This window comes from Streptomyces sp. 17_S59 (assembly GCF_056930295.1).
The window spans coordinates 2251781-2275957 of sequence record NZ_JBXOWD010000001.1; the positions used below are offsets into that span (position 1 = coordinate 2251781).

General features: G+C 73.3%; 15 protein-coding genes. 9 read left to right on the forward strand and 6 right to left on the reverse strand.

Annotated features, from left to right (window positions below; translation table 11 throughout):
* Positions 1-1743, reverse strand: a complete 1743-nt coding sequence (locus AC1Z4A_RS10000; protein WP_483677532.1) for a TIGR03767 family metallophosphoesterase — start codon at positions 1741-1743, stop codon at positions 1-3.
* Positions 1744-2228: 485 nt separating this feature from the next.
* On the opposite strand from AC1Z4A_RS10000, the gene AC1Z4A_RS10005 reads away from it, so the two are divergent.
* The 3 genes from AC1Z4A_RS10005 to pepN all read left to right on the forward strand — a co-directional run bounded on the left by AC1Z4A_RS10005 (position 2229) and on the right by pepN (position 9490).
* Positions 2229-5555, forward strand: a complete 3327-nt coding sequence (locus AC1Z4A_RS10005; protein ID WP_483677533.1) for a S8 family serine peptidase — start codon at positions 2229-2231, stop codon at positions 5553-5555.
* Positions 5556-5724: 169 nt separating this feature from the next.
* Positions 5725-6753, forward strand: coding sequence for an aspartate-semialdehyde dehydrogenase (locus AC1Z4A_RS10010; protein WP_483677534.1), 1029 nt, complete (start codon positions 5725-5727; stop codon positions 6751-6753).
* Positions 6754-6919: 166 nt separating this feature from the next.
* Entirely contained in the window at positions 6920-9490 is a 2571-nt protein-coding gene (pepN, locus tag AC1Z4A_RS10015) for an aminopeptidase N (RefSeq protein ID WP_483677535.1), read from the forward strand.
* Positions 9491-9554: 64 nt separating this feature from the next.
* Here the strand turns inward: pepN and AC1Z4A_RS10020 are convergent, their stop codons facing one another.
* The 3 genes from AC1Z4A_RS10020 to malQ all read right to left on the reverse strand — a co-directional run bounded on the left by AC1Z4A_RS10020 (position 9555) and on the right by malQ (position 13074).
* Positions 9555-10526 (reverse strand): acyl-ACP desaturase, encoded by a 972-nt coding sequence (locus AC1Z4A_RS10020; RefSeq protein ID WP_483677536.1) that lies wholly within the window; start codon positions 10524-10526, stop codon positions 9555-9557.
* A 173-nt stretch (positions 10527-10699) separates the two neighbouring features.
* A complete protein-coding gene (locus AC1Z4A_RS10025) occupies positions 10700-10972 on the reverse strand; it encodes a hypothetical protein (protein ID WP_483677537.1) in 273 nt (90 codons plus the stop codon).
* Positions 10973-11019: 47 nt separating this feature from the next.
* Positions 11020-13074 carry a 4-alpha-glucanotransferase gene (malQ, locus tag AC1Z4A_RS10030; protein WP_483677538.1) on the reverse strand — a complete coding sequence of 685 codons (2055 nt, stop codon included), beginning with the start codon at positions 13072-13074 and terminating at the stop codon, positions 11020-11022.
* A 311-nt stretch (positions 13075-13385) separates the two neighbouring features.
* Here malQ and AC1Z4A_RS10035 point away from each other — a divergent pair, with 311 nt between their 5' ends.
* Positions 13386-16481 carry a glycoside hydrolase family 84 protein gene (locus AC1Z4A_RS10035; protein ID WP_483677539.1) on the forward strand — a complete coding sequence of 1032 codons (3096 nt, stop codon included), beginning with the start codon at positions 13386-13388 and terminating at the stop codon, positions 16479-16481.
* 86 nt (positions 16482-16567) lie between these two features.
* On the opposite strand, the gene AC1Z4A_RS10040 is transcribed toward AC1Z4A_RS10035, so the two are convergent.
* Positions 16568-17104, reverse strand: a complete 537-nt coding sequence (locus tag AC1Z4A_RS10040; RefSeq protein WP_483677540.1) for an HNH endonuclease — start codon at positions 17102-17104, stop codon at positions 16568-16570.
* A 269-nt stretch (positions 17105-17373) separates the two neighbouring features.
* Between AC1Z4A_RS10040 and AC1Z4A_RS10045 the strand changes: the two genes are divergently transcribed.
* A complete protein-coding gene (locus AC1Z4A_RS10045) occupies positions 17374-18465 on the forward strand; it encodes a mechanosensitive ion channel family protein (RefSeq protein ID WP_483677541.1) in 1092 nt (363 codons plus the stop codon).
* A gap of 34 nt (positions 18466-18499) precedes the next feature.
* Here AC1Z4A_RS10045 and AC1Z4A_RS10050 read toward each other — a convergent pair whose 3' ends face one another.
* Positions 18500-19000, reverse strand: coding sequence for an FBP domain-containing protein (locus AC1Z4A_RS10050; RefSeq protein WP_483677542.1), 501 nt, complete (start codon positions 18998-19000; stop codon positions 18500-18502).
* Between the two features lie 177 nt (positions 19001-19177).
* Here AC1Z4A_RS10050 and AC1Z4A_RS10055 point away from each other — a divergent pair, with 177 nt between their 5' ends.
* From AC1Z4A_RS10055 to AC1Z4A_RS10070, 4 genes are all read left to right on the forward strand, one after another.
* Entirely contained in the window at positions 19178-20431 is a 1254-nt protein-coding gene (locus AC1Z4A_RS10055) for a 6-phospho-beta-glucosidase (RefSeq protein ID WP_483677543.1), read from the forward strand.
* Positions 20422-21477 (forward strand): N-acetylglucosamine kinase, encoded by a 1056-nt coding sequence (locus AC1Z4A_RS10060; RefSeq protein WP_483677544.1) that lies wholly within the window; start codon positions 20422-20424, stop codon positions 21475-21477. Before AC1Z4A_RS10055 ends, AC1Z4A_RS10060 begins: the two co-directional genes overlap by 10 nt.
* 277 nt (positions 21478-21754) lie before the next feature.
* Complete coding sequence (locus AC1Z4A_RS10065; RefSeq protein ID WP_483677545.1) at positions 21755-23140, forward strand: hypothetical protein; 1386 nt, start codon at positions 21755-21757, stop codon at positions 23138-23140.
* Between the two features lie 17 nt (positions 23141-23157).
* A complete protein-coding gene (locus AC1Z4A_RS10070; protein ID WP_483677546.1) occupies positions 23158-24135 on the forward strand; it encodes a glutamate ABC transporter substrate-binding protein in 978 nt (325 codons plus the stop codon).
* Positions 24136-24177: the final 42 nt, after the last annotated feature.

Consider the following 24177-nt stretch of genomic DNA (forward strand, 5'->3'; position numbering starts at 1 on the left):
TCAGCGCCGGGTGAGGATCAGTTCGGTGTTGCGGTCCGTGGGGTCGCCGGTGAGCGAGGTGTCCGAGCCGGGGGCGTTGAAGGCCAGCTCGCGGTAGAGCGAGGCGAGCCCGGTCTGGGAGAGGTCGTGGAAGTCGGTGCGGTGGGGGGCGGCGGACTCGACGAGGGTGGTGAACAGGGAGATCGTGCCGTCGCCGTTGTCCGTGATCTCGATGATGCGGGCGAGCTGCGGGTAGTCCACGTGCGAGGCGGTGGAGATCTCCCAGAAGGTGCCGCGCGGGCGGATGCGGTTGCGGTGGCTGTGGCCGTTGATCCAGGCCAGGACGTTGTCGTGGCGCTGGAGGAGGGCCAGCATCTCGTCGCCGCCGTGCCGCTTGTCGTCCGGGCGGGCCGGGTCGGGGGTGGTGTTGTTCATGCTCCAGCTCGGGTGGTGGCTGAAGACCAGCGCGTACTCGTCCCGGTGCTCCTTCAGGGTGCGGTCCAGCCACTCGAGCTGGGGGGTGCCCAGGGAGCCCTGGTAGTGGCCGCCGGGGTCGGTGGAGTCGAGGCTGATGCCGAGGACCTTGGGGGCGACCCGGAAGGTGTAGTAGAGGTTGCCGGAGTCGAGGTTGGCGCGGGTGTAGCCGTGGCCCACGGGCCCGCGGCCGGCGTGCTTGGGGTCGAGGTGCGCGGCCACGTACTGGCGCGGGGTGAGCGGCACCCGGCGCGGGTCGGGGGTGACCGTGCGCATCTCCTTGCGGTGGGACTTGAGCATCGCCTCTATGCGCTTGCCCTTGGGGTCCACGCCGCCGGCCTCGCCCTCCATCAGCCACTTGGCCTCGGCGGGCGGGATGTACTGGAGCTTCTTGTTGCCGACGCAGACGTCGGTGATGAAGGAGCCCACGGCCGGGTAGCAGCCGCCGGAGAGCAGGTCGTGGTTGCCGAAGGTGGAGTACCAGGGGATGTTCAGGCCGGGGCTGGTGACGCGGCGGCAGGCGGCGGCGAGGTAGCCGTTGATGCGCGGGTAGCCCAGCTGCTTGTCCTGGTCGCGCAGGGCGCTGTCGGGGTGCCAGTAGAGCTTGAGGCCGCTGTCCTGGACGCCCTCGTAGTGGTGCGGGTCGCCGGTGTTGGGGTCCATGCGGCCGCCGCTGAGGGCGGTGAGGAACCACTCCAGTTCGATCTTCGCGTTCTCGTCGCCGTTGTCCCCGGTGGTGACGACGAAGGAGAACGGGGTGCCGGTGGCGGGCCCGCGGCGCAGCTTGTTGACGCGCTCGACCAGGGAGACCACGCCGGGCAGCGTCAGCGCCTCGTGCGGCCGCCAGCCGCCGGGGTCGCCGGCGCGGAAGAACTCGTAGCGCAGCGGGTGCTGTACGTCCGTCAGGTGGAGGTCGGTGAACTGCACGAACGAGGCGAGGGTGGTGCGGCGGTCCTCGCGGCCGCTGCGGGCCTCGGCCAGGTCGGCCCGGACGATCCTGGGCCAGCCGGGCCCGTCGCCGAGCCGCCGGTAGCCGCCGGAGCCGCGCGGGGTGGCGACGGAGGCGAGGGTGGTGCCGGCGCCCGTGGGGGCGGCGGTCTCCGCCGTAGCCGGGGCCGCCGCTCCGGCGGCGGGCCCGGGGACGGGGTCGGCGGGGGCGGCGGCGGCCTCGCCACCGCCCGTGCCGACGGCGAGGCCGAGCCCGGTGGCCGTGGTGACGGCGCCCGCGGCGGCCAGGAACGTACGGCGGTCGAGGCTCTGGGCTGCGGTTCTGCGGGATCTGCGAAGCATGGCGGTCTCCCCGGTGCGAACGCGAAGGCAGGCGGTCTGGCGAACGGGCGGCGGGCTCTGTCAGCAGGAATCGTTGGCAGCGTGAATGACCTGGGCGTGAACAGGGCCGCAACGGTCGCCGCCGATCACCTCACATGGATCTTGGCTACTGCGAACTGACATACACCACTCGTCCCCTGGAGCGCTGACGCTCACTCAGCGTTCACCCGCGAGGGAACCCTGGGGCCGGTCACCCGGGTCAGCCCTCTAGTCCGTTTGTCGTACAGGCGCTGAGCTGCGTGAATTCCCCTGACCGCTTCACGGAGTCCGTCCTGCTTCCTCCCGCGTGGCGAGTGGCGGGTTTACGCCATCCTTATGTTCCTGCCCTGACAACTCTCCCCAAACCCCCGTCACTTCCATGAAAGTGATCGGTCAACAGGTTCCGGATTCCGGACACGTCGTCGTTGCCCACTCATTGACGGCACATCACTTCAGTCAGGATGTTCATGACCCCCACCCCCGAACCCCGGAAGGCGCCGCGCGACGGCGCAAGACGGACGGCCCGAATAGCCGTCGCGGCCGGGCTCGTCGCCGCCCTCACCGCCGCGGGCGCCGCGCAGGCGTTCGCGGACGACCGCTGGAACGTGACCCCGGCCGGCTCCGGCCCCGTGAAGTCCCCGTCGGACAAGCTCGGTTCGCACGACGCGGACCTCCTCGCCCACGCCAAGGCCGACGGCGACAAGACCGTCACCATGATGATCGCCACCGCCCCCGGGCAGACCGGCCAGGTCAAGGGGAAGCTGGACGCGATCCGGGGCGCCTCGGTGGGCGAGTCCTTCGACAAGCTCGGCTACGTCCGGGTCACCGTCCCCACCGACAAGGCCGACGCCGCCATCGATGCGGCCAAGAAGCTCGACTCGGTGCACGGCATCGACCTCAAGCAGGAGATCAGGCTTCCGGACCCGACGCCGCGTGCGGACGTCGTCCAGGGCGGATCGCAGCTCGCCAAGGACCGCAAGTACCCGGCCCCCGGCAAGCAGACCCCGGCGAAGAACCCGTACCAGCCGGCCTTCGAGACCGGCGCCGTCGACTTCGTCGAGGACCACCCCCAGGCCGACGGCCGCGGCGTGACCATCGGCATCCTGGACTCCGGCGTCGACATCGCGCACCCGGCCCTCCAGAAGACCAGCACCGGCGAGCGCAAGATCGTCGACTGGGTCACCGCCACCGACCCGCTCACGGACGGCGACGGCACCTGGCTGCCGATGACCACCGACGTCTCCGGCCCCAGCTTCTCCTTCAACGGCCGCACCTACACGGCGCCCGGCCCGGGCACGTACCAGGTCGCGCTCTTCCGCGAGAGCGTCACCGCGGGCGGCGACATGAAGGGCGACCTCAACCGCAACAACACCACCACCGACTCCTGGGCCGTCCTCTACGACAAGGCCAAGGGCACCGTCCGCGTCGACCTGAACGACGACGGCGACTTCTCGAACGACGAGGAGATGAAGCCGTACAAGGACGGCTTCCAGGTCGGGTACTTCGGCAAGGACAACCCGGACACCCCGATCGCCGAGCGCATCCCGTTCACGGTGCAGATCCGCAAGGACGTGCCGATGGACCCCAAGGGCGGCGACTGGGTCGGCAAGAAGGCCGACTTCGTCAGCATCGGCGTGATCGAGTCCGAGCACGGCACGCACGTCGCGGGCATCACCTCCGCCAACGGCCTCTTCGGCGGGAGGATGAACGGCGCGGCCCCCGGCGCGAAGATCGTCTCCTCCCGGGCCTGCACCTGGTCCGGCGGCTGCACCAACGTGGCGCTCACCGAGGGCATGATCGACCTCGTGGTCAACCACGGCGTCGACATCGTCAACATGTCGATCGGCGGCCTGCCCGCGCTCAACGACGGCAACAACGCCCGCTCCGAGCTGTACACCCGCCTCATCGACACCTACGGCGTCCAGCTGGTGATCTCCGCGGGCAACAGCGGCCCCGGCGTCAACACCATCGGCGACCCCGGCCTGGCCGACAAGGTCATCAGCGTCGGCGCCTCGGTCTCCAAGGAGACCTGGGCCGCCAACTACGGCTCCGAGGTGAAGACCAAGTACGCGATGATGCCCTTCTCCTCCCGCGGCCCGCGCGAGGACGGCGGCTTCACCCCGACGATCACCGCGCCGGGCGCGTCCGTCAACACCACCCCGACCTGGGAGCCCGGGGCCCCCGTCGCCGAGTCGGGCTACGACCTGCCGCCCGGCTACGGCATGCTCCAGGGCACCTCGATGGCCTCCCCGCAGGCCGCGGGCGCCTCGGCGCTGCTGATCTCGGCCGCCAAGCAGAAGCGCATGAAGCTCACCCCGGCCGACCTGCGCACCGCGCTCACCAGCACCGCGAAGAAGATCAAGGGCTTCCAGGCGTACGAGCAGGGCTCCGGCCTGATCAACATCGAGGACGCCTGGGACGAGCTGCGCCACGGCGCCACCGCCCACGACTACACGGTCAAGGCGCCCGTCTCCACCTCCCTGTCCGGCTCCCTCAAGACGCCCGGCTTCGGCACCGGCATCTACGACCGCGAGGGCGGCCTGAAGGCGGGCGAGACGAAGACGTACGACGTCGTGATCACCCGCACCTCCGGCCCGGACAAGCCCGTGTGGCACGAGCTGAAGTGGCAGAACAACGACGGCACGTTCAAGCTCGCCGGTGACGACGAGGTGAAGCTGCCGCTGAACAAGCCGGTGACCGTCAAGGTCAAGGCCAAGGCGAAGAGCGCCGGCATCCACAGCGCGATCCTCACGGTCGACGACGACCGCACCGAGGGCATCGACAAGCAGATCCTGGCGACCGTGATCGTCTCCCAGCCGCTGGCGCAGCCGTCCTACGTGGTCAAGGAGACCGCCTCGGTCCAGCGCAACGCCACCACCTCGTACTTCGTGAACGTCCCCAAGGGCGCGAAGGCCCTGGAGGTCGCGCTGGGCGGCCTGAAGGCGGGCAGCCAGACCCGGTTCATCGCCATCAACCCGTACGGCGTCCCGGTCGACCCGACCTCCACGCCGATGTGCTACCCGAACTACCCGAACCCGGACAACAAGTGCCGCCCGGACCTGCGCTCGTACGCGAACCCGCTGCCGGGCGTCTGGGAGATCGAGGTCGAGTCCCGCCGCACCTCGCCGCTGCTGGACAACCCCTACACGCTGACGGCCACGGCCCTGGGCGCCACCTTCGACCCGGCGCTCCAGACGCTGCCCGAAGTCAAGGCCGGCACCCCGGCCGCCGTCACCTGGAAGGCGACCAACGACTTCGCCGCCCTGGAGGGCACGCTCAAGGGCGGGCCGCTCGGCTCCTCCAAGATCACCCGTCCGGTGATCAAGCAGGGTGAGAAGCAGACCACCACGGTCGTCCTCGGCGAGGGCGTCACCCGCTTCGACGCCGTCATCGGCGGCACCGCCGACCCCAAGGCCGACCTGGACCTCACGGTCTACAAGGACGGCAAGGCGGTGGGCACCTCCGCCAACGGCGGCTCGGACGAGCTGGTGAGCCTGGTCAACCCGGCAGCCGGCACCTACACGGTCGAGGTCACCGGCTACTCGGTGCCCGCGGGCTCCACCGCCTACGACTACCGCGACGTCTACCTCGCCTCCTCGCTGGGCGAGGTCAAGGTCGACGAGGCCCACGCGGTCAAGCTGGGCGCGGGCGGGTCCGCCCAGCTCACGGCCCAGGTCGTGGCCGCCGGTGCGGCCCCCGAGGGCCGCACCTTCTTCGGCTCCGTCCAGCTGGTCAACGCGGCCGGGACGGTCGTGGGGACCGGCGGCGTGAAGATCGAGAAGGTCGTGTCCTAGCAGGTCCGGCACGACGGGAAGGCGGGGCCGGCATCCGTACGGGCGCCGGCCCCGTCCGTCCTTCGGACAATGGATTGGACTTTTGGGCCGGGTCCACCCGCATGATGGAACCGTAGAGCCAGGTCAGCAGTCGTAGAACATACGTGCTGAACGTGAGTAGGGAGCCCTCGTGAGGATCGGAATCGTCGGAGCCACCGGTCAGGTCGGCGCAGTCATGCGCAACATCCTTGCCGAGCGCAAATTCCCGGTGACCGAGCTGCGCCTGTTCGCCTCGGCCCGCTCCGCCGGTACGACCCTGCCCTGGGAGGGCACGGAGATCACCGTCGAGGACGCCGCCACCGCCGACTACTCCGGCCTGGACATCGTGCTCTTCTCCGCCGGCGGCGCCACCTCGAAGGCCCTGGCCGAGAAGGTCGCCGCCCAGGGCGCCGTCGTGATCGACAACTCCTCCGCCTGGCGCCGCGACCCCGAGGTGCCGCTGGTCGTCTCCGAGGTCAACCCGCACGCGATCGCCGACCGTCCCAAGGGCATCATCGCCAACCCGAACTGCACCACCATGGCCGCGATGCCGGTGCTGCGGCCGCTGCACGAGGAGGCGGGCCTGACCGCCCTCGTCGCCACCACCTACCAGGCGGTCTCCGGCTCCGGCCTGGCCGGCGTGGCCGAGCTGGACGGGCAGGTCCGCAAGGTCGCCGACCGCGCCACCGAGCTGACGCACGACGGCGAGGCCGTGGAGTTCCCCGAGCCCGGCGTCTACAAGCGCCCCATCGCCTTCAATGTGCTCCCGCTCGCGGGTGCGATCGTCGAGGACGGCAGCTTCGAGACCGACGAGGAGCAGAAGCTCCGCAACGAGTCCCGCAAGATCCTGGAGATCCCGGGTCTGAAGGTCTCCGGCACCTGCGTCCGCGTCCCGGTCTTCTCCGGCCACTCGCTCCAGGTCAACGCCCGCTTCGAGCGTCCGATCAGCGTCGAGCGCGCCTACGAGCTGCTGAAGGACGCCCCGGGCGTGGAGCTGTCCGAGATCCCCACCCCGCTCCAGGCGGCCGGCAAGGACGCCTCGTACGTGGGCCGCATCCGCGTCGACGAGACCGTCGAGAACGGCCTCGCGCTGTTCCTGTCCAACGACAACCTCCGCAAGGGCGCCGCGCTCAACGCCGTCCAGATCGCGGAGCTGGTCGCGGCCGAGCTGCGCGGCTGACCACAGGCCGGCCGCAGGCGCAACGGCGGCAGGGGCCGGGCACCGGACGGGTGCCCGGCCCCTTCGCGTACCGGCGCCCTCCGCCGTCAGCGTACGGACCGCCACGGACCGCGAGTGCGTGGAAGGATGGCGGAAAGTCGCGATGCCGAAGCTGAGGAGATGCCTGGTGCCCGGAACGAACCTGACCCGCGAAGAGGCGCAGCAGCGGGCGCGGCTGCTCACCGTGGACGCGTACGAGATCGACCTCGACCTCTCGGGAGCGCAGGAGGGCGGCACCTACCGCTCCGTCACCACCGTGACCTTCGACTGCGCCGAGGCGGGCGCGGAGTCCTTCGCCGACCTGGTCGCGCCGGCCGTCCACGAGGTCGTGCTCAACGGCACCGCCCTCGACCCCGCCGAGGTGTTCGCGGACAGCCGGATCGCACTGCCGGGCCTCGTGGCGGGCCGCAACGAGCTGAAGGTCGTCGCCGACTGCGCGTACACCAACACCGGTGAGGGCCTGCACCGCTTCGTCGACCCGGTCGACAACCAGGCCTACCTGTACACGCAGTTCGAGGTGCCGGACGCCCGGCGCGTCTTCGCCTCCTTCGAGCAGCCGGACCTGAAGGCGACGTTCCAGTTCACCGTGAAGGCGCCCGAGGGCTGGACCGTCATCTCCAACTCGCCGACGCCGGAGCGCCCCGCGGACAACGTCTGGCGCTTCGAGCCGACGCCCCGCATCTCCACGTACATCACCGCGCTGATCGCCGGCCCGTACCACGCGGTGCACAGCAGCTACGAGAAGGACGGGCAGAGCGTCCCGCTGGGCATCTACTGCCGCCCGTCGCTGGCCGAGTTCCTGGACGCGGACGCCATCTTCGAGGTCACCCGGCAGGGCTTCGACTGGTTCCAGGAGAAGTTCGACTACACCTACCCCTTCGCCAAGTACGACCAGCTGTTCGTGCCGGAGTTCAACGCGGGCGCAATGGAGAACGCGGGCGCGGTCACCATCCGCGACCAGTACGTCTTCCGCTCGAAGGTCACGGACGCCGCGTACGAGGTGCGCGCGGAGACCATCCTCCACGAGCTGGCCCACATGTGGTTCGGCGACCTGGTCACCATGGAGTGGTGGAACGACCTGTGGCTGAACGAGTCGTTCGCCACCTACACCTCCATCGCCTGCCAGGCCTACGCGCCGGGCAGCAAGTGGCCCCACTCGTGGACCACGTTCGCCAACTCCATGAAGACCTGGGCCTACCGGCAGGACCAGCTGCCCTCCACCCACCCGATCATGGCGGACATCCGCGACCTGGACGACGTGCTCGTCAACTTCGACGGCATCACGTACGCCAAGGGCGCGTCCGTGCTCAAGCAGCTCGTCGCCTACGTCGGCATGGACGAGTTCTTCACCGGCGTCCAGGCGTACTTCAAGGAGCACGCCTACGGCAACACCCGCCTGTCCGACCTGCTCGGCGCGCTGGAGGAGACCTCCGGCCGCGACCTGAAGACCTGGTCGAAGAAGTGGCTGGAGACGGCCGGCATCAACATCCTCCGGCCGGAGATCACGACCGACGACGACGGCACCATCACCTCCTTCGCCGTCCGCCAGGAGGCCCCCGCCCTCCCGGCCGGTGCCAAGGGCGAGCCGATCCTCCGCCCGCACCGCATCGCGATCGGCCTGTACGAGCTGGAGGACGGCAAGCTCGTCCGCAAGGACCGCATCGAGCTGGACGTCGACGGCGAGCTGACCGAGGTGCCGCAGCTGACGGGCCGGGTCCGCCCGGCCGTGGTGCTGCTCAACGACGACGACCTGTCGTACGCCAAGGTGCGTCTCGACGAGGAGTCGCTGAGGAACGTCACCGCCCACCTCGGCGACTTCACCGAGTCCCTCCCCCGCGCCCTGTGCTGGGCCTCCGCCTGGGACATGACCCGCGACGGCGAGCTGGCCACCCGCCACTACCTGGACCTGGTGCTCTCGGGCGTCGCCAAGGAGTCGGACATCGGCGTCGTGCAGTCCCTGCACCGCCAGGTGAAGACCGCCCTCGAGGTCTACGCCGCGCCCGGCTGGCGCCCGACCGGCCTCGCCAAGTGGACCGAGGCCGCGCTGGAGCAGCTGCGCGCCGCGGCGCCGGGCAGCGACCACCAGCTGGCGTGGGCGCGGGCGTTCGCCGCGACCGCCCGCACGGACGCCCAGCTGGACCTCCTGGCGGGCCTGCTGGACGGCACCGAGACCGTCGAGGGCCTGGCCGTGGACACCGAGCTGCGCTGGGACCTGCTGACGCGGCTCGCCGCGACGGGCCGGGCGGACGAGAAGGCCATCGCCGCCGAGCTGGAGCGCGACAAGACCTCCGCGGGCGAGCAGCACGCCGCGTACGCGCGGGCCGCGCGCCCGACGGCCGAGGCAAAGGCCGAGGCGTGGTCGGCGGTCGTCGACTCCGACAAGCTGCCCAACGCGGTGCAGGAGTCGGTCATCGGCGGCTTCCAGCAGGCCGACCAGCGCGAGCTGCTCGCGCCCTACGCCGAGAAGTACTTCGCCGTGGTCAAGGACGTCTGGGCGAACCGCAGCCACGAGATGGCCCAGCAGATCGCGATCGGCCTCTACCCGTCGCTGGAGATCTCCCAGGAGACCCTGGAGGCCACCGACGCCTGGCTGGCCTCGGCCGAGCCGAACGCGGCACTGCGCCGCCTGGTGACGGAGGCCCGCGCGGGCGTGGAGCGCGCCCTCAAGGCCCAGGCGGCCGACGCGGCGGCCGCCTGACGGCGGCGAGGGCGCCCCGGACCGACCGGTCCGGGGCGCCCTCGTGTTGTACGGGCAGGGCCGTTCAGGCCTTGGCAGCCTGCGCCCGGCGGCGGTCCAGCAGCGCCTGGCGGCGGTCCTCGAACTTCGTCGCCTGGCCGTCGAGGCCGTCCATGAACAGGCCCAGCTCCTCCTGCGCGCGCAGGCCCTCGGGGCCGAGCCCCTTGATCTGGAGGACCTTGAGGAAGCGCAGCACCGGCTGGAGCACGTCGTCGTGGTGGATGCGCAGGTTGTAGATGCCGCCGATCGCCATCTGCGCAGCGGCGCGCTCGAAGCCGGGGATGCCGTGGCCCGGCATCCGGAAGTCGACCACCACGTCCCGGACGGCGCTCATCGTCTGGTCGGGCGCCAGCTCGAAGGCCTTGGCGAGCAGGTTCCGGTAGAAGACCATGTGCAGGTTCTCGTCGGTGGCGATACGCGCGAGCATACGGTCACAGACGGGGTCACCGGAGTGATGGCCGGTGTTGCGGTGCGAGACGCGGGTGGCCAGCTCCTGGAAGGCGACGTAGGCGACCGAGTGCAGCATGCTGTGGCGATTGTCGGACTCGAAGCCCTCGCTCATGTGCTGCATGCGGAACCGCTCCAGCGCGACCGGGTCGACGGCGCGCGAGGTGAGCAGGTAGTCGCGCATCACGATGCCGTGCCGGCCCTCCTCCGCGGTCCAGCGGTGCACCCACGTGCCCCAGGCGCCGTCGCGGCCGAAGAGCGTGGCGATCTCGTGGTGGTAGCTGGGGAGGTTGTCCTCGGTCAGCAGATTGACGACGAGGGCGGTGCGGCCGATCTCGGAGACCTTGGACTGCTCGGGGGCCCAGGCCTCGCCGCCCATGACGCCGTCGAAGTCACGCCCGTCGCTCCACGGCACGTACTCGTGCGGCATCCACTCCTTGGCCACCTTCAGGTGACGGTCGAGCTCGACCGCGACGGCCTCTTCGAGGGCGTACAGCAGTTTGGTGTCGCTCCATTCCCGACCATTGCTGAGGGAGGGGGCTATGGCCACGGACGACTCCTGACTGGGGGACTCCACTTACGGTCCCGTAGGTTACGTCACCGTAAGTTAAAGACCTCATAAGGATGATCGCGGCGGCCGCGTTCGCGTTCGCGGGCAGCAGGAAGGCCCGGCATCGGATCGATGCCGGGCCTTCCGGGCGTCTGTCTGAACGGATATCCGCGTCAGCGGGACGTACGCGGGTAATGCGTGTCGTGCGTGAAGGTGTTGTCCGACTTCCGGGCGAGGACCATGGTCAGGCCCGCAATGACCAGGAACAGGACGATCGGCGCGGCCACGTACAGGCCGAGCGTGTTGATCACGCTCAGGCCGGGGCCCGGGTCGTCGCCGTCGTCGCGGGTGAGCGCGAACGCGGGGGACGACATCAGCAGCATCAGCAGCGTGCCGGCGGAGATCGCACCGGCGCGCACGGCGTTCTTGTTGACCTTATTGCTCACGGCCTCAACGTATCGGACACCCGCGGGGCGCGCGCGTCCGGGGTGGCCTAGCGACGCCCCTCCGCCAGGACGGCCTCCATCAGGGCGTGCAGCCGGGGCGAGGCGGTCAGCTCCTCCAGGGGCAGCGGGCGGCCCGTGGCGTCGGCGAGGGGCAGCCGCCAGTTCGGGAACTGGTCCCAGGTGCCGGGCAGGTTCTGCGGGCGGCGGTCGCCGACCGCGTCCGGCAGCCAGATCCCGATCATGCGGGCCGGGGTGCGCAGCAGGAAGCGGTGCACGGCCCGCACCGCGGCCTCCTCGTCACCCGGCCCGTCCGGCAGCAGCCCGAGCCGCCCGAAGAGGGCCAGCCACTGGGCGACGGCCGCGGCGTCCTCCCGCTGCTCGTCGGCCAGCGGGCGGGTGAGCAGGCCGAGCCGGTGCCGCAGCGCCACGTGGTCGCCGGTGAGCCGGGCGGCGGTGCTGGGCAGGTCGTGGGTGGTGGCGGTGGCCAGGCAGGCGGGGCGCCAGCGCTCGGGCGGCAGCGGCTCCCGGCCCTCGCTCGCGTAGTCCCGCTCGAACCACAGCACCGAGGTGCCCAGCACCCCCCGCTCGGCGAGGGCCTCCCGGACCCCGGGCTCGACCGTGCCCAGGTCCTCCCCGACGACCACGGCCCCCGCGCGGTGCGCCTCCAGCGCGAGGACGCCCAGCATGGCCTCGGCGTCGTAGCGCACGTAGGCGCCGCGCCGCGGCTCGTACCCCTGCGGCACCCACCACAGCCGGAAGAGGCCCATGACGTGGTCGATGCGCAGCGCCCCCGCGTGCCGCAGCAGCGCGCGCAGCAGCTCGCGGTAGGGGGCGTGGCCGGTGGCGGCCAGGGCGTCGGGGCGCCAGGGCGGCAGGCCCCAGTCCTGGCCCTGCGGGCCGAACTCGTCGGGGGGCGCCCCGATGGACATGCCGGGGGCGAAGGCGTCCTGCTGGGCCCAGGTGTCCGCGCCCGAGGGGTGGACGCCCACGGCCAGGTCGTGGACGAGGCCGATGCGCATCCCGGCGTCGCGCGCGGCCCGCTGGGCGGCGGCCAGCTGACCGTCGGTGAGCCAGGCGAGCCAGCAGTGGAAGTCCACCCGGTCGAGCAGCTCGCCGCGGGCGCGGGCGGTGCGGGCCGAGCGGGGATCCTTGAGGGCGCCGGGCCAGGACCGCCAGTCGGGGCCGTACACCTCGGCGAGGGCGCACCAGGTGGCGTGGTCGTCGAGGGCCTGGCCGCGCTCGGCGAGGAAGGCGTCGTAGGCGGCGCGGCGGCCGGGGCCCAGCGGCACGGCCCGGACCAGCTCCAGCGCGCGGCGCTTGAGGTCGCGGACGGCGTCCCGGTCGATCAGCGCGCCGTCGCGGAGCACGGCCCCGCGGAGCACGGCAGCCTCGGCCACCAGCCGGTCGGCCTCGGCGCGGGCGGGCCCGGTGAGGTAACCGAACTCGGGGATCTCCTCGATGCGCAGGTGGACGGGGTCGGGAAAGCGGCGGGAGGAGGGGCGGTAGGGCGAGGGATCGGTGGGCGGCCCGGGGACGGCCGCGTGCAGGGGGTTGATCTGCACGAAGTCGGAGCCGAAGGCGCGGCCGGACCAGGCCGCGAGGTCGGCGAGGTCGGCGAGGTCGCCCATGCCCCAGGAGCGGGCGGACAGCAGGGAGTAGAGCTGGACGAGGAAGCCGTGGGCGCGGCCGGGCGGTGCGGGCAGCCGGTCGGGGGCGACGATCAGGGGCGCGGCCGCGGTGCGGCCGTCGGGGGCGTGGGCGCGCAGGAGGTGGGCGCCGAGCGGGAGGGGCCCGGGCGCGGACCAGTCGAGGGTCCGGCCGTCCTCGGTGTCGACGCGCAGCACGGTGCCCTCGGGGACGTCGGCCTTCCGGCCGCCGCTGCCGCCTTGCCGGAGCACGACCGTCGGGGGCAGGAGCCTGCCGCGCTCGGCCAGTTCGTACGCCTCCAGGGCGTCCCGGACGGCCCGGGGGGTGGAGGCGTCGACGCCCAGCGCGGCGAGGACGGCGACGACGGTGTCCTCGGACACGCGGGCCGTGCGGCCGGGGGCGGTCTCGTAGGAGGTGGCGACACCGTGGAGTCCGGCGAGGCGCGCTCTGCTCATCGGGACCTCCGTGCTCGCCGCCGCCCGTGCCGATTGCTTCTGCCTACCCACGGGTGGCGGCGCCCGACACATTCCGCTGGGCATTACCGGCAGTTCGGTCACCTGCGTTGACATGCTCCGGCGCGTGGTGGTGGGCTCGGCGAATTCAGCCCCTCCGGGGGCACCTCCCAGCGGTAGCTGGGGGAGTTTGAGGAGCGGGGGTCCGGCGGGCGGAGCCCCCGCCCTGCGGCGGAGCCGCATATCGGATACAGCGGGAAGGGGCGGGGTGGGGGAAAGCCCCCGGCCAGGGCCCCCGGAAGCGAGGAGAAGGCGTGCGGTCCGAGAGCAGCGAGCCCTCGTACGGGAGGGGCATCGGCCGCCTGGCCCCTCGCCGCGCCGGCGTCACCGTCCTGGCCGCCGCCCTCCTCGGCGGACTGCTCGGCACCGCCACCGACGCCCTCGCCGACGGCCGCCCGGGCGACGCCGCGGCCGCCGCGGGCTCGCCCGACACCCCGGACCGCGAGAGCGCGGGCGCCCTGCCGCCGGTCTGGCCGCGCCCCCAGTCGGCGCGCGCCCAGGGCGCGTACGCCCGGGTGGGCGACGAGGTCACGCTCATGGCCGACCAGGGCACCGACCCGTACGCCCTGGACGCGCTGCGCGAGATCCTGCGCGGCCTGGGCGCCCGTACCGTCGTGGACGCCCAGCCCGGCGGCACCCCGCCGCCGCGCGGGCTGATCGTGTACGCGGGCGGGCAGCCGGCCGAGGACGCCCTGCGTGCGCTCGGCGCCCCGCCCGCCGCCGACCTGCCGGCGGGCGGCTACCGGCTGGCCACCGGGCAGCTGGACGGCCGGCCGGCGGTGGCCCTGGCGGGGGCGGGCGCGGACGGGCTGTTCCACGCGGCGCAGACGCTGCGGCAGCTGGCGGTGGCGCGGGACGGCGGCCGGGCCTTCGCCGGGGCCGTGATCCGTGACTGGCCGGGCACGGCGGTGCGCGGGCTGACCGAGGGCTTCTACGGGCAGCCCTGGTCGCCGGAACAGCGCCTGGCGCAGCTGGACTTCATGGGCCGCACCAAGCAGAACCGCTATCTGTACGCGCCGGGCGACGACCCGTACCGCCAGGCGAGCTGGCGCGACCCCTACCCGGCAGCCCAGCGCGCCGCCTTCCGGCAGCTGGCCGAGCGGGCCCGGCGCAACCACGTGACCCTGGGCTGGGCCGTCGCGCCGGGGCAGGCGATGTGCTTCTCGTCCGCCGACGACGTCCGGGCGCTCAAGCGCAAGGTCGACGCGATGTGGGCGCTGGGGGTGCGGGCCTTCCAGCTCCAGTTCCAGGACGTCAGCTACAGCGAGTGGCACTGCGGCGCGGACGCCGACGCGTTCGGCTCCGGGCCGAAGGCCGCGGCGAAGGCGCAGGCGAAGGTCGCGGGCGAACTGGCCCGGCACCTGGCCGGGAAGGGCCCCGAGGCGGCCCCGCTGTCGCTGCTGCCCACCGAGTACTACCAGGACGGGCGGACGGCCTTCCGGCGGGCGCTGGCCGATGCGCTGGACCCGCGGGTGGAGGTGGCCTGGACGGGCGTGGGCGTGGTGCCCAGGACCATCACGGGCGGTGAACTGGCCGACGCCCGCGCGGCGTTCGGGCACCCGCTGGTGACCATGGACAACTACCCGGTCAACGACTTCGCGCAGGACCGTATCTTCCTCGGCCCGTACACCGGCCGGGAGCCGGCCGTCGCCACCGGCTCGGCCGCGCTGCTGGCCAACGCCTCGGCCCAGCCGACCGCGTCCCGCATCCCGCTGTTCACCGCCGCCGACTACGCCTGGAACCCGCGCGGCTACCGGCCGGACGAGTCCTGGCGGGCGGCCGTCGACGACCTGGCGGGCGGGGACCCCGCGGACCCCGGGGCCGCCGCCACCCGGGACGCGCTGCGCGCGCTGGCCGGGAACGACGCCTCGTCGGTGCTGGGCGGCGAGGAGTCGGCGTACCTGCGGCCGCTGCTGGACGACTTCTGGGCCGCCCTGGGCTCGGCGGACGCGGGCCGGACCGCGGAGGCGGCGGACCGGCTGCGCGGCGCGTTCCGCACCATGGCCGAGGCCCCGGCCCGGCTCGCCCCGCTCCTCGGCGACGAGGTGGGGCCGTGGCTGGAGCAGCTGGCCCGGTACGGCGAGGCGGGCGGCCGGGCCGTGGACATGCTCACCGCCCAGGCGCGCGGCGACGGGACCGCGGCCTGGCGGGCCCAGCTCGACGTGCAGCGGCTGCGCGAGGGGATCGGGACGTCCCGGGCCACTGTGGGCAAGGGCGTGCTGTCCCCGTTCCTGGACCGGGCGCTGGCCGCCGCCAACGGCTGGACCGGCGTCGACCGGCCGCTGCGCACCGGGGGCGGGGCCACCGACGGCGATCCGGCCACGGCCGTGACCCCGCGGCCGGGCGTCCCCCTGGACGTGCGGCTGCCCCGGCCGCACCCGCTGACCATGGTCACCCTGCTCACCGACCCCCTGCCGGGGGCGCACGGCACGGTCGAGGCCCACGACCCGGCCCGGGGCTGGCAGCCGCTGGGCCCACTGGCGGAGGGGGGCTGGACCCAGGTGCCGGGCCGGGGGGTGCAGGCCGACGCGCTGCGCGTGGTGTGGGGTGACGGCACGGCGGCCGCGCCGCCGAACGTGCACGAGTTCAGCCCCTGGTTCGGCGACACCCCCACGGCCGACGTCGAGCTGACGCCCGGCACGGCGGACGTGGAGGCGGGCGGGCGCCCGGCGGTGTTCGAGGTGAAGATGATCAACCGGCGGCCGGAGGCGGTGCGGGAGCGGCTCGTCGTCAAGGCCCCCCAGGGCGTCGTGGTCGCCGCCCCGGCGGAACTGTCCGTGCCACGCGGGGGCGTGACCACGGCCCGGATCGAGCTGGCGGTCCCGGCGGGAGGACCGGCCGGGTCGCTGCCCGTGACGGTCGGACTGGCGGGACAGGAGCGGACGGTGACCCTGCGGGCGTATCCGCCCTCGGGCGGGCCGAACCTGGCGCGCGGGGCGCGGGCGGCCTCCTCGGGCGACGAGGCGCAGCTCTTCCCGGCCGCGGCGGCGATCGACGGCGACCCGAAGACGCGCTGGTCGTCGCAGCCCAGGGACGACGCCTGGTGGCAGCTGGAGCTGCCCGGCCCGGTCCGGCTGGGCCGCCTGGTGCTGCACTGGCAGGACGCCCACCCGGCCCGCTACCGGATCCAGGTCTCGCCGGACGGCCGCACCTGGCGGGACGCGGCCTCGGTCACCGACGGCAAGGGCGGCACGGAGTCCGTGCGCATGGACGCGCCGGACGCGCGGTTCGTGCGCGTCCAGGGCGAGAAGCGGGCCACCGGATTCGGCTACTCGCTGTGGGAGGTCGAGGCGTACGCCGTGCAGGAGCCGCAGAAGGGCGCGCCGGAGCAGCGCCGGGAGACCCACTAGGGGGTTGTCCGGTGGGTCAGGGCCGGGGCCGGGCCGCCGCCGCACGGCGTCCTCTGCGTCCGAGGTGCGGCGGCGGACCGGCCGGCTCAGGCGGAGATGCCGTCGATCCGGGCCATCGCGTCCTGCGCGCCGTACGCCTCCAGGTAGGGCAGCCAGCGCGGGTCCCGGTGGCCCGTGCCGATGATCCGCCACGCCAGGCCCGTCGGCGGCGCGGGCTGGTGGCGCAGCCGCCAGCCCAGCTCGGCGACGTGCCGGTCGGCCTTGACGTGGTTGCAGCGGCGGCACGCGGCCACCACGTTCTCCCAGGCGTGCTGCCCGCCCCGGCTGCGCGGGACGACGTGGTCGACGCTGGTTGCGACGCCACCGCAGTAGGCGCAGCGCCCGCCGTCGCGGGCGAAGAGCGCCCGGCGGGTGAGCGGGACGGGGCCGCGAAAGGGAACCCGCACGAAGCGTTTCAGCCGGACGACGCTGGGTGCGGGAATGGTGCAGGTCGCACTGTGCAGATAGGCGCCCGTGTCCTCGAGGCTGATGGCCTTCTCATTGAGGACGAGTATGAGCGCGCGGCGGAGCGGTACGACGCCGAGCGGCTCGTACGACGCGTTGAGGACCAGGACATGCGGCACGGGTGCCTCCTTGTACGCCGGCGGCGCGTGGCTCGCGCCGGGACGATCTCCTGCAAGTGTCTCTTGGCCCCTGGCCGAAGCGCCACCATCCCCGGGTAACGGGTCTCAGGTGTTTTGGAGCACACCTGGGCCATCCACGGCCAACCGTGCGCAAGACCCGCCCCTTCTCGAACACAACAACGGAAGACCGGGTCTGCCCCGTTAGTGTGGTGGGTCTGCCCCGCGCTGCACCTCGGCGCGGGTCTGTCCCACACCGGAGGATTCCTGCTGTGTTCTGGTCCGCTGCCCTGGCCGCAGACTCGACCCCGCCGCCCCGCCCCCCGTCCCTGGACGACGCGCAGCGGACGGCGAACAACGCCGCGGGCTGGGTCGAGGAGAACTGGTCCGTCTGGCTCAGCAACGGCCTGCGCATCATCCTGATCGTCGCGATCGCCGTCGTCATGCGTTCGCTGATCCGCCGCGCCATCACCAAGCTGATAGCGCGGATGAACCGCACGGCACAGGCGGTCGACGGCACCGCGCTCGGCAGCCTGCTGGTCAACGCCGAGCGGCGGCGGCAGCGCTCGGAGGCCATCGGCTCGGTGCTGCGCAGCGTCGCCTCGTTCGTGATCATGGGCACGGCGGCGCTGACGGTGCTCTCCGTACTCAAGATCAACCTGGCTCCGCTGCTGGCCAGCGCCGGTGTGGCGGGCGTCGCCATCGGTTTCGGCGCCCGGAATCTGGTCACCGACTTCCTCTCGGGCGTCTTTATGATCCTCGAGGACCAGTACGGCGTGGGCGACGAGATCGACGCGGGTGTCGCCACGGGCACCGTCATCGAGGTGGGCCTGCGCGTCACCAAGCTGCGGGGCGCGAACGGCGCCATCTGGTACGTGCGCAACGGCGAGGTCAAGCGCATCGGCAACCTCAGCCAGGGCTGGGCGATGGCCGAGGTCGACGTCGCGCTGCGCTACGACGAGGACCTCGACCGGGCCCGCGAGGTCATTGCGGCGGCCGGGACGGAGATGGCGAAGTCCTCGCCGTGGGACGAGCGGCTGTGGGAGCCGGTCGAGGTCATGGGCCTGGACTCGGTGACGCTCGACTCCGTGATCGTGCGCGTACAGGCCAAGACGGCCCCGGGCAATGCGGCGGGCGTCGCGCGCGAGCTGCGCTGGCGGATCAAGCAGGCCCTGGACTCGGCGGGCATCCGCATGGGCGCCGCGCCGACCGCCGCGGCCGACCCGGCCGCGGCGGCGGACCCCACGGCGGCCGTGGCCGCGCCCTCGGCGCTGGGCAACCCCTCGTCCCCGCAGTCGCAGGCCACGGCGCCGATACCGCCTCCGCCGGCCCCCGTGCCGCCCGGCGCGACGCTCGGGAAGTGACCCGGAGCGGGTCCCGGCCCGTGTCCCGGCGTGCTCAGTCCTGGAAGACCTTGTCCAGGAATTCGCCGACGTTGCCCTGCATCCGCTCCAGCCGCTCCTCCACCGAGAGCGACTCCTTGTACCGCATCGACATCAGCGGCACCTTCTTGCCGCGTACGTAGAGCGGGCACGCCAGGTCCGCGCACATGTAGGCGCCGACCGTGTTGCCCTCGCGGCCGGAGGCGCCGACCTTGCGGGCGGCCAGCAGGGAGACGCCCGAGCCGCCGTGCCCCGTCAGGCACAGCGAGCACATGGTGGTCTTGGTCAGGGCGCGGGGCCCGCCCTGCGGCACCCGCAGGGTGACGCCCACCAGCTCACCGGCCCGCTCCGTCACGAGGTAGCCCCGGTCCGGGGCGCCCGGATCACGCCAGCCGAGGAAATCCAGGTCGGCCCAGGGGAGTTCGGCGAGGCCCCGGGGCAGGCTGATCCTGCGGGCCTCTCCCTTGGAGCAGTTGACGAAGGAGGCGCGTATGTCGTTCTCGCCCAGTGGTTCCATGAGGCGGGAACCTAACAGCCGGTCTTGTCCGGTGTCGCGCCGTTTTTCCGCGGCCGCTCCGGCCCGGGGCGGGCAGGGCAGGTACGGACCATTGACGCGCGTGCGGACGGACGCATAGCGTCCCCTCCCCCAGCCGTCCGTCACCGGAGTGAAGGGCCGAATCCCCGTGAAGCTCGGATGAAACTCGCAGTGGTCGGCGGAGGCTCGACCTACACCCCCGAACTCGTCGACGGTTTCGCCCGGTTGCGCGACACGCTGCCGCTCCGGGAGCTGGTCCTCGTCGACCCGGCCGCCGACCGGCTGGAGCTGGTCGGCGGGCTGGCCCGGCGGATCTTCGCCAGGCAGGGGCACCCCGGCCGGATCTCCTGGACCGGGGACCTGGACGCGGGCGTCGGCGGCGCGGACGCCGTGCTCCTCCAGCTGCGCGTGGGCGGGCAGGCGGCCCGGCAGCAGGACGAGACCTGGCCCCTGGAGTGCGGCTGCGTCGGACAGGAGACCACCGGCGCGGGCGGGCTCGCCAAGGCGCTGCGCACCGTGCCGGTGGTGCTGGACATCGCCGAGCGCGTCCGGCGCCGCAACCCCGCGGCCTGGATCGTGGACTTCACCAATCCGGTCGGCATCGTGACCCGTGCGCTGCTGACCGCCGGGCACCGGGCGGTCGGGCTGTGCAATGTGGCCATCGGCTTCCAGCGCAAGTTCGCGAAGCTGCTCGGCGTCGCGCCGGAGGAGGTGGAGCTGGAACACGTCGGGCTCAACCACCTCACGTGGGAGCGCGCGGTCCGCATCGGCGGCGAGGACGTCCTGCCCCGGCTGATCGCCGAGCACGGCGAGGCCGTCGCGGCCGACCTGCGGATGCCGCGCGGGCTGCTGGACCGGCTGGGGGCCGTGCCCTCGTACTACCTGCGCTACTTCTACCAGCACGACGCGGTCGTACGGGAGCTGCGGAACAAGCCCTCGCGGGCGGCCGAGGTGGCGGAGATGGAGCGGCGGCTGCTGGCCCTGTACGCGGACCCGGCGCTGGACGAGAAGCCGGAGCTGCTGGCGAAGCGGGGCGGGGCGTTCTACTCCGAGGCGGCCGTGGCGCTCACCTCCGCGCTGCTGGCCGGCACGGGCGAGGTCCAGGTGGTCAATGCGTTCAACGGCGGCACCCTGCCCTTCCTCCCCGACGACGCCGTGATCGAGGTCCCCGCGAAGGTGGACGCCCACGGCGCGCACGCCCTGCCGGTGCGCCCCCTGGAGCCGCTGTACGCCGGGCTGATCGCCCATGTCACGGCCTACGAGCACCTGGCGCTGGAAGCCGCGCTGAAGGGCGGCCGGAACCGGGTGTTCGAGGCCCTGCTGGCGCACCCCCTGGTGGGCCAGATCGAGCACGCCGACAAGCTGACCGACGATCTGATCGCCCACAACCGGGAGCACCTGGCGTGGGCGTGACCGCCGCGCTGCTGGCCGTCGACGCAGGCAACAGCAAGACCGACGTGGCGCTGCTGGACACCCGCGGCACGCTGCTCGGCACCGCGCGCGGCGGCGGCTTCCAGCCACCCCGTACGGGGCCCGCGCGGGCCGTGGCGGAGCTGGCCGGGACGGTGGCGGAGGCGGCGCGGCGGGCCGGGCTGCCGGAACCGCTGCGGGTGGCGCACGTCCGGGCGTGCCTGGCCAATGCCGATCTGCCGGTGGAGGAGGAGCGGCTGACGGCGGAGATCCGCGCGTGGGGGTGGGCCGATTCGGTGACGGTCGGCAACGACACGTTCGCCCTGCTGCGGGCCGGGCTGCCCGACGGGGGCGCGGCAGCGGGGGTGGCCGTGGTGTGCGGCGCGGGCATCAACTGCGCGGGCGTGGCGCCCGACGGGCGGATCGCCCGCTTCGCCGCCCTGGGCCGGATCTCCGGCGACTGGGGCGGCGGTGGCCACCTGGCCGAGGAGGCGCTGTGGTGGGCGGCGCGGGCGGCGGACGGCCGGGGAGGGCCCACGGCCCTCGCGGAAGCACTGCCCGCCCGCTTCGGGCTGACCGGCATGGCCGCCTTGATCGAGGCCCTGCACCTGGGGCACGTCCCCGCGGCGCGGCGCCACGAACTGACTCCGGTGCTCTTCGAGGTGGCGGCGGCGGGGGACGCGGTCGCGCGGGCGATCGTGGCCCGGCAGGCGGACGAGGTGGTCGCCATGGCGACGGCCGCGCTGACCCGGCTGGGCCTGCTGGAGGCGGAGGTTCCGGTGGTGCTGGGGGGTGGGGTGCTGACGGCGCGCCACGCGCTGCTCCACGACCGCATCGTCGCTCTCCTGGCCACGCGCGCCCCCAGGGCGACTCCTCGCCTGGTGACGGCACCTCCGGTGCTGGGCGCGGCGCTGCTGGCGCTGGACGAGGCGGAGGCGGGGGCGGAGGCGTACGCGCGGTTGCGGGGGAGTTTTTCCCCGATCCCGCCCCTTCCCGAAACCGGGGGCTCCGCCCCCGGACCCCCGCTCCTCAAATGTCGGAGGGGCTGAAATTGCCCCCGGAACGGGGGGCCTGGGGGGCGAAGCCCCCCAGTTCTTCACCTGGGGTCTGGGGCGCAGCCCCAGTTTCGGGAAGGGGCGGGGTGGGGAAAAGAACCCCCCAAATCGGAACCGCACACGCGCCCCCCACGTGTACACGGGTGGACGCCGGGCACGGCCCCCACCGAAAATCTCGGTCCGTTCAAGATCGGTGCACGACCGGTGTATTTGTCCGTGCCTGCAGCCATACTGCTGGCCGGGCACCGCCGGCGACCGAGGGGGAGGTCACGTGTCACCACCACAGCCGGATCCCGGCCCGCCGCGCACCGCATGGCGCGAGGGCCTGGACCGCCTGAGAGCCGCGGCCACGACCGAACCGGGCAGACTGCGCATCATCGGCGCCGCCCTGGCCGCACTGCTGCTCCTCTTCGGCGCGCTCACCGCCTGGCAGGTCGCCGACCGCGCCGCCGCCGCGGACGACGTGGTCGGCCACAGCCAGCCGCTGAGCGCCGACGCCGCCGACATCTACCGCTCGCTCGCCGACGCGGACACCACGGCCGCCGCCGGCTTCCTGGCGGGCGGCCAGGAGCCGCCGGCCGTCCGGCAGCGGTACGAGAAGGACATCGCCCTCGCGTCCGAGCTGCTGGTCAAGGCCTCGGCCAACACCAGCGGCTCGGCGGAGGCCCGCCGCCAGATATCCCGGCTCAACGCCCAACTCCCCGTCTACACCGGCCTCGTGGAGACCGCCCGCACCGACAACCGGCAGGGCCTCCCGCTCGGCGGCGCCTATCTGCGCTACGCCAGCGACCGGATGCGCGAGGAGCTGCTGCCCGCCGCCCGCGCCCTGTACGTGGCCGAGACGCTCCGGCTGGTCGCCGACTACGACGACGCCGAGAAGTGGCCCTGGGCCGCGCTCGGCACCGGGGTGCTGGCCCTCGGCGCGCTCGGCTGGGCGCAGCGCCGCAACTACCGCCGCACCAACCGGGTCTTCAACCACGGCCTGCTGGCCGCGACGGGGGCAGCCGGCGCGGTGCTGCTGTGGCTGGCCGTCGGGCACGGCGTGGCCCGCGCGGAGCTGACCGACTCGTACGAGCACGGGGCGAAGTCCCTCCAGGTGCTCAACGAGGCCCGGATCGCCTCGCTCCAGGCCCGGGGCGACGAGAACCTCACCCTCGTGGCGCGCGGCGCGGTGCTCACCTCCGGCGGCGACGACGCGTACGAGGCCGGCTATCTCACGGGCATGCGCCAACTCGTCGGGACGGGCGCACGGGCCGACGGCTCCCCCGAGCCGGGCAGCCTCCTGGACCGGGCCCGGTTGCTGGCGGACGGCACCGAGGGGCGCGAACCGGTGGCCGAGGCCGTCTCGAGCGCCCGGGAGTGGCAGCGGCGGCACACCGACGCCCGCACGGCCGACGTCGGCGGGTACTACGACCGCGCGCTGGCCGGGGTGATCGGCGGGAAGGACGGCGCCGGGGGCAGCACCGGCGAGTCGTTCGACCGCGTGGACACCGTCCTGCGCCGGGCCCTGGCCCATGAGCAGGACGTCTTCCGGCAGGCGGCCGACGACGGGCGCGGGGCGCTCGCCGGGCTGACGGCCGGGGCCGCCGCGCTGGCCGTGCTGGGGGCGGCGGGCGCGGTGCTGGGCATCGGGCGCAGGCTGTCGGAGTACCGGTGACAGGGGGAGGCGGAGGCATGGACGGGCGGCGCGCGGTACGCAGGGTTCCGGCGGCGGTGGCGGCGGTCCTGTGCGCACTGGCGGCGACCGCCGGGCTGCTGTGGCCGTCCCCCGCGGACGCCGACGGCACCGGGCGGCCCGCGGAGCGGCCCCCGGACCGGGCCGCGGCGGAGGCCGGCCAGGCGTCCGCACAGTGCACGGACCCGGAGGCCAGTCTGCGGCCGAGCACCGCCGACGGACCGGCCGTGCAGCGCATCAAGAGCCGCGGCCGGCTCATCGCGGGTGTCGACCAGAACAGCTACCGCTGGGGCTACCGCGACCCCGCGACCCGCGAGCTGAGCGGCTTCGACATCGACCTCGTGCGCGCCATCGCCAAGGCCGTCCTCGGCGACCCCGACAAGGTCGTCTTCCTGGCCATCCCCACCAACCAGCGCATACCCGCCCTCCAGAAGGGCAAGGTGGACATCATCGCGCGCACCATGACCGTCAACTGCGACCGGATCAGGCAAGTCGCCTTCTCCACGGCCTACTTCGAGGCCGGGCAGCAGGTGCTGGCCCCGGTGGGCTCGCCGGTCAAGGCGTTCGACGACACCTTGAGGGGGAAGAAGGTCTGTACGGCCAAGGGCTCCACGGGCGAGAGCGAGCTGCGCAACGAGTCGCACGGCGCCTCCGTGCTGACCGTGCCCAACCAGCTCGACTGCCTGGTGCGGCTCCAGCTCGGGCAGGTCGACGCGGTGGTCACGGACAGCGCCCTGGCCGCCGGACAGGCGGCCCAGGACCCGTCCGTGCGACTCGTCGGCAAACCGTTCACCACCGAGTCCTACGGCGTGGCGATGAACCTCGGCGACGAAGACCTGGTACGCCGGGTCAACGCAGTACTGGAGGACTACCGGCGGGGCGGTGAGGAGAGCCCCTGGATGCAGGCCTACCGCAAGTGGCTGGCGGCCGACCTCAAGGGGATCACCGCACCGCCGGAACCGAAGTACAAGGACTGAGGCACAGGAACCGGGACACCAGAACCGGGCACAAGGACCGAG

What these genes read in the sequence shown, in the direction of transcription:
- AC1Z4A_RS10000 (WP_483677532.1), bottom strand. Translation starts at nt 1,743, where the DNA reads ATGCTTCGCAGATCCCGCAGAACCGCAGCCCAGAGCCTCGACCGCCGT.
- AC1Z4A_RS10005 (WP_483677533.1), top strand. Translation starts at nt 2,229, where the DNA reads ATGACCCCCACCCCCGAACCCCGGAAGGCGCCGCGCGACGGCGCAAGA.
- malQ (WP_483677538.1), bottom strand. Translation starts at nt 13,074, where the DNA reads ATGAGCAGAGCGCGCCTCGCCGGACTCCACGGTGTCGCCACCTCCTAC.
- AC1Z4A_RS10050 (WP_483677542.1), bottom strand. Translation starts at nt 19,000, where the DNA reads ATGGAACCACTGGGCGAGAACGACATACGCGCCTCCTTCGTCAACTGC.
- AC1Z4A_RS10055 (WP_483677543.1), top strand. Translation starts at nt 19,178, where the DNA reads ATGAAACTCGCAGTGGTCGGCGGAGGCTCGACCTACACCCCCGAACTC.
- AC1Z4A_RS10070 (WP_483677546.1), top strand. Translation starts at nt 23,158, where the DNA reads ATGGACGGGCGGCGCGCGGTACGCAGGGTTCCGGCGGCGGTGGCGGCG.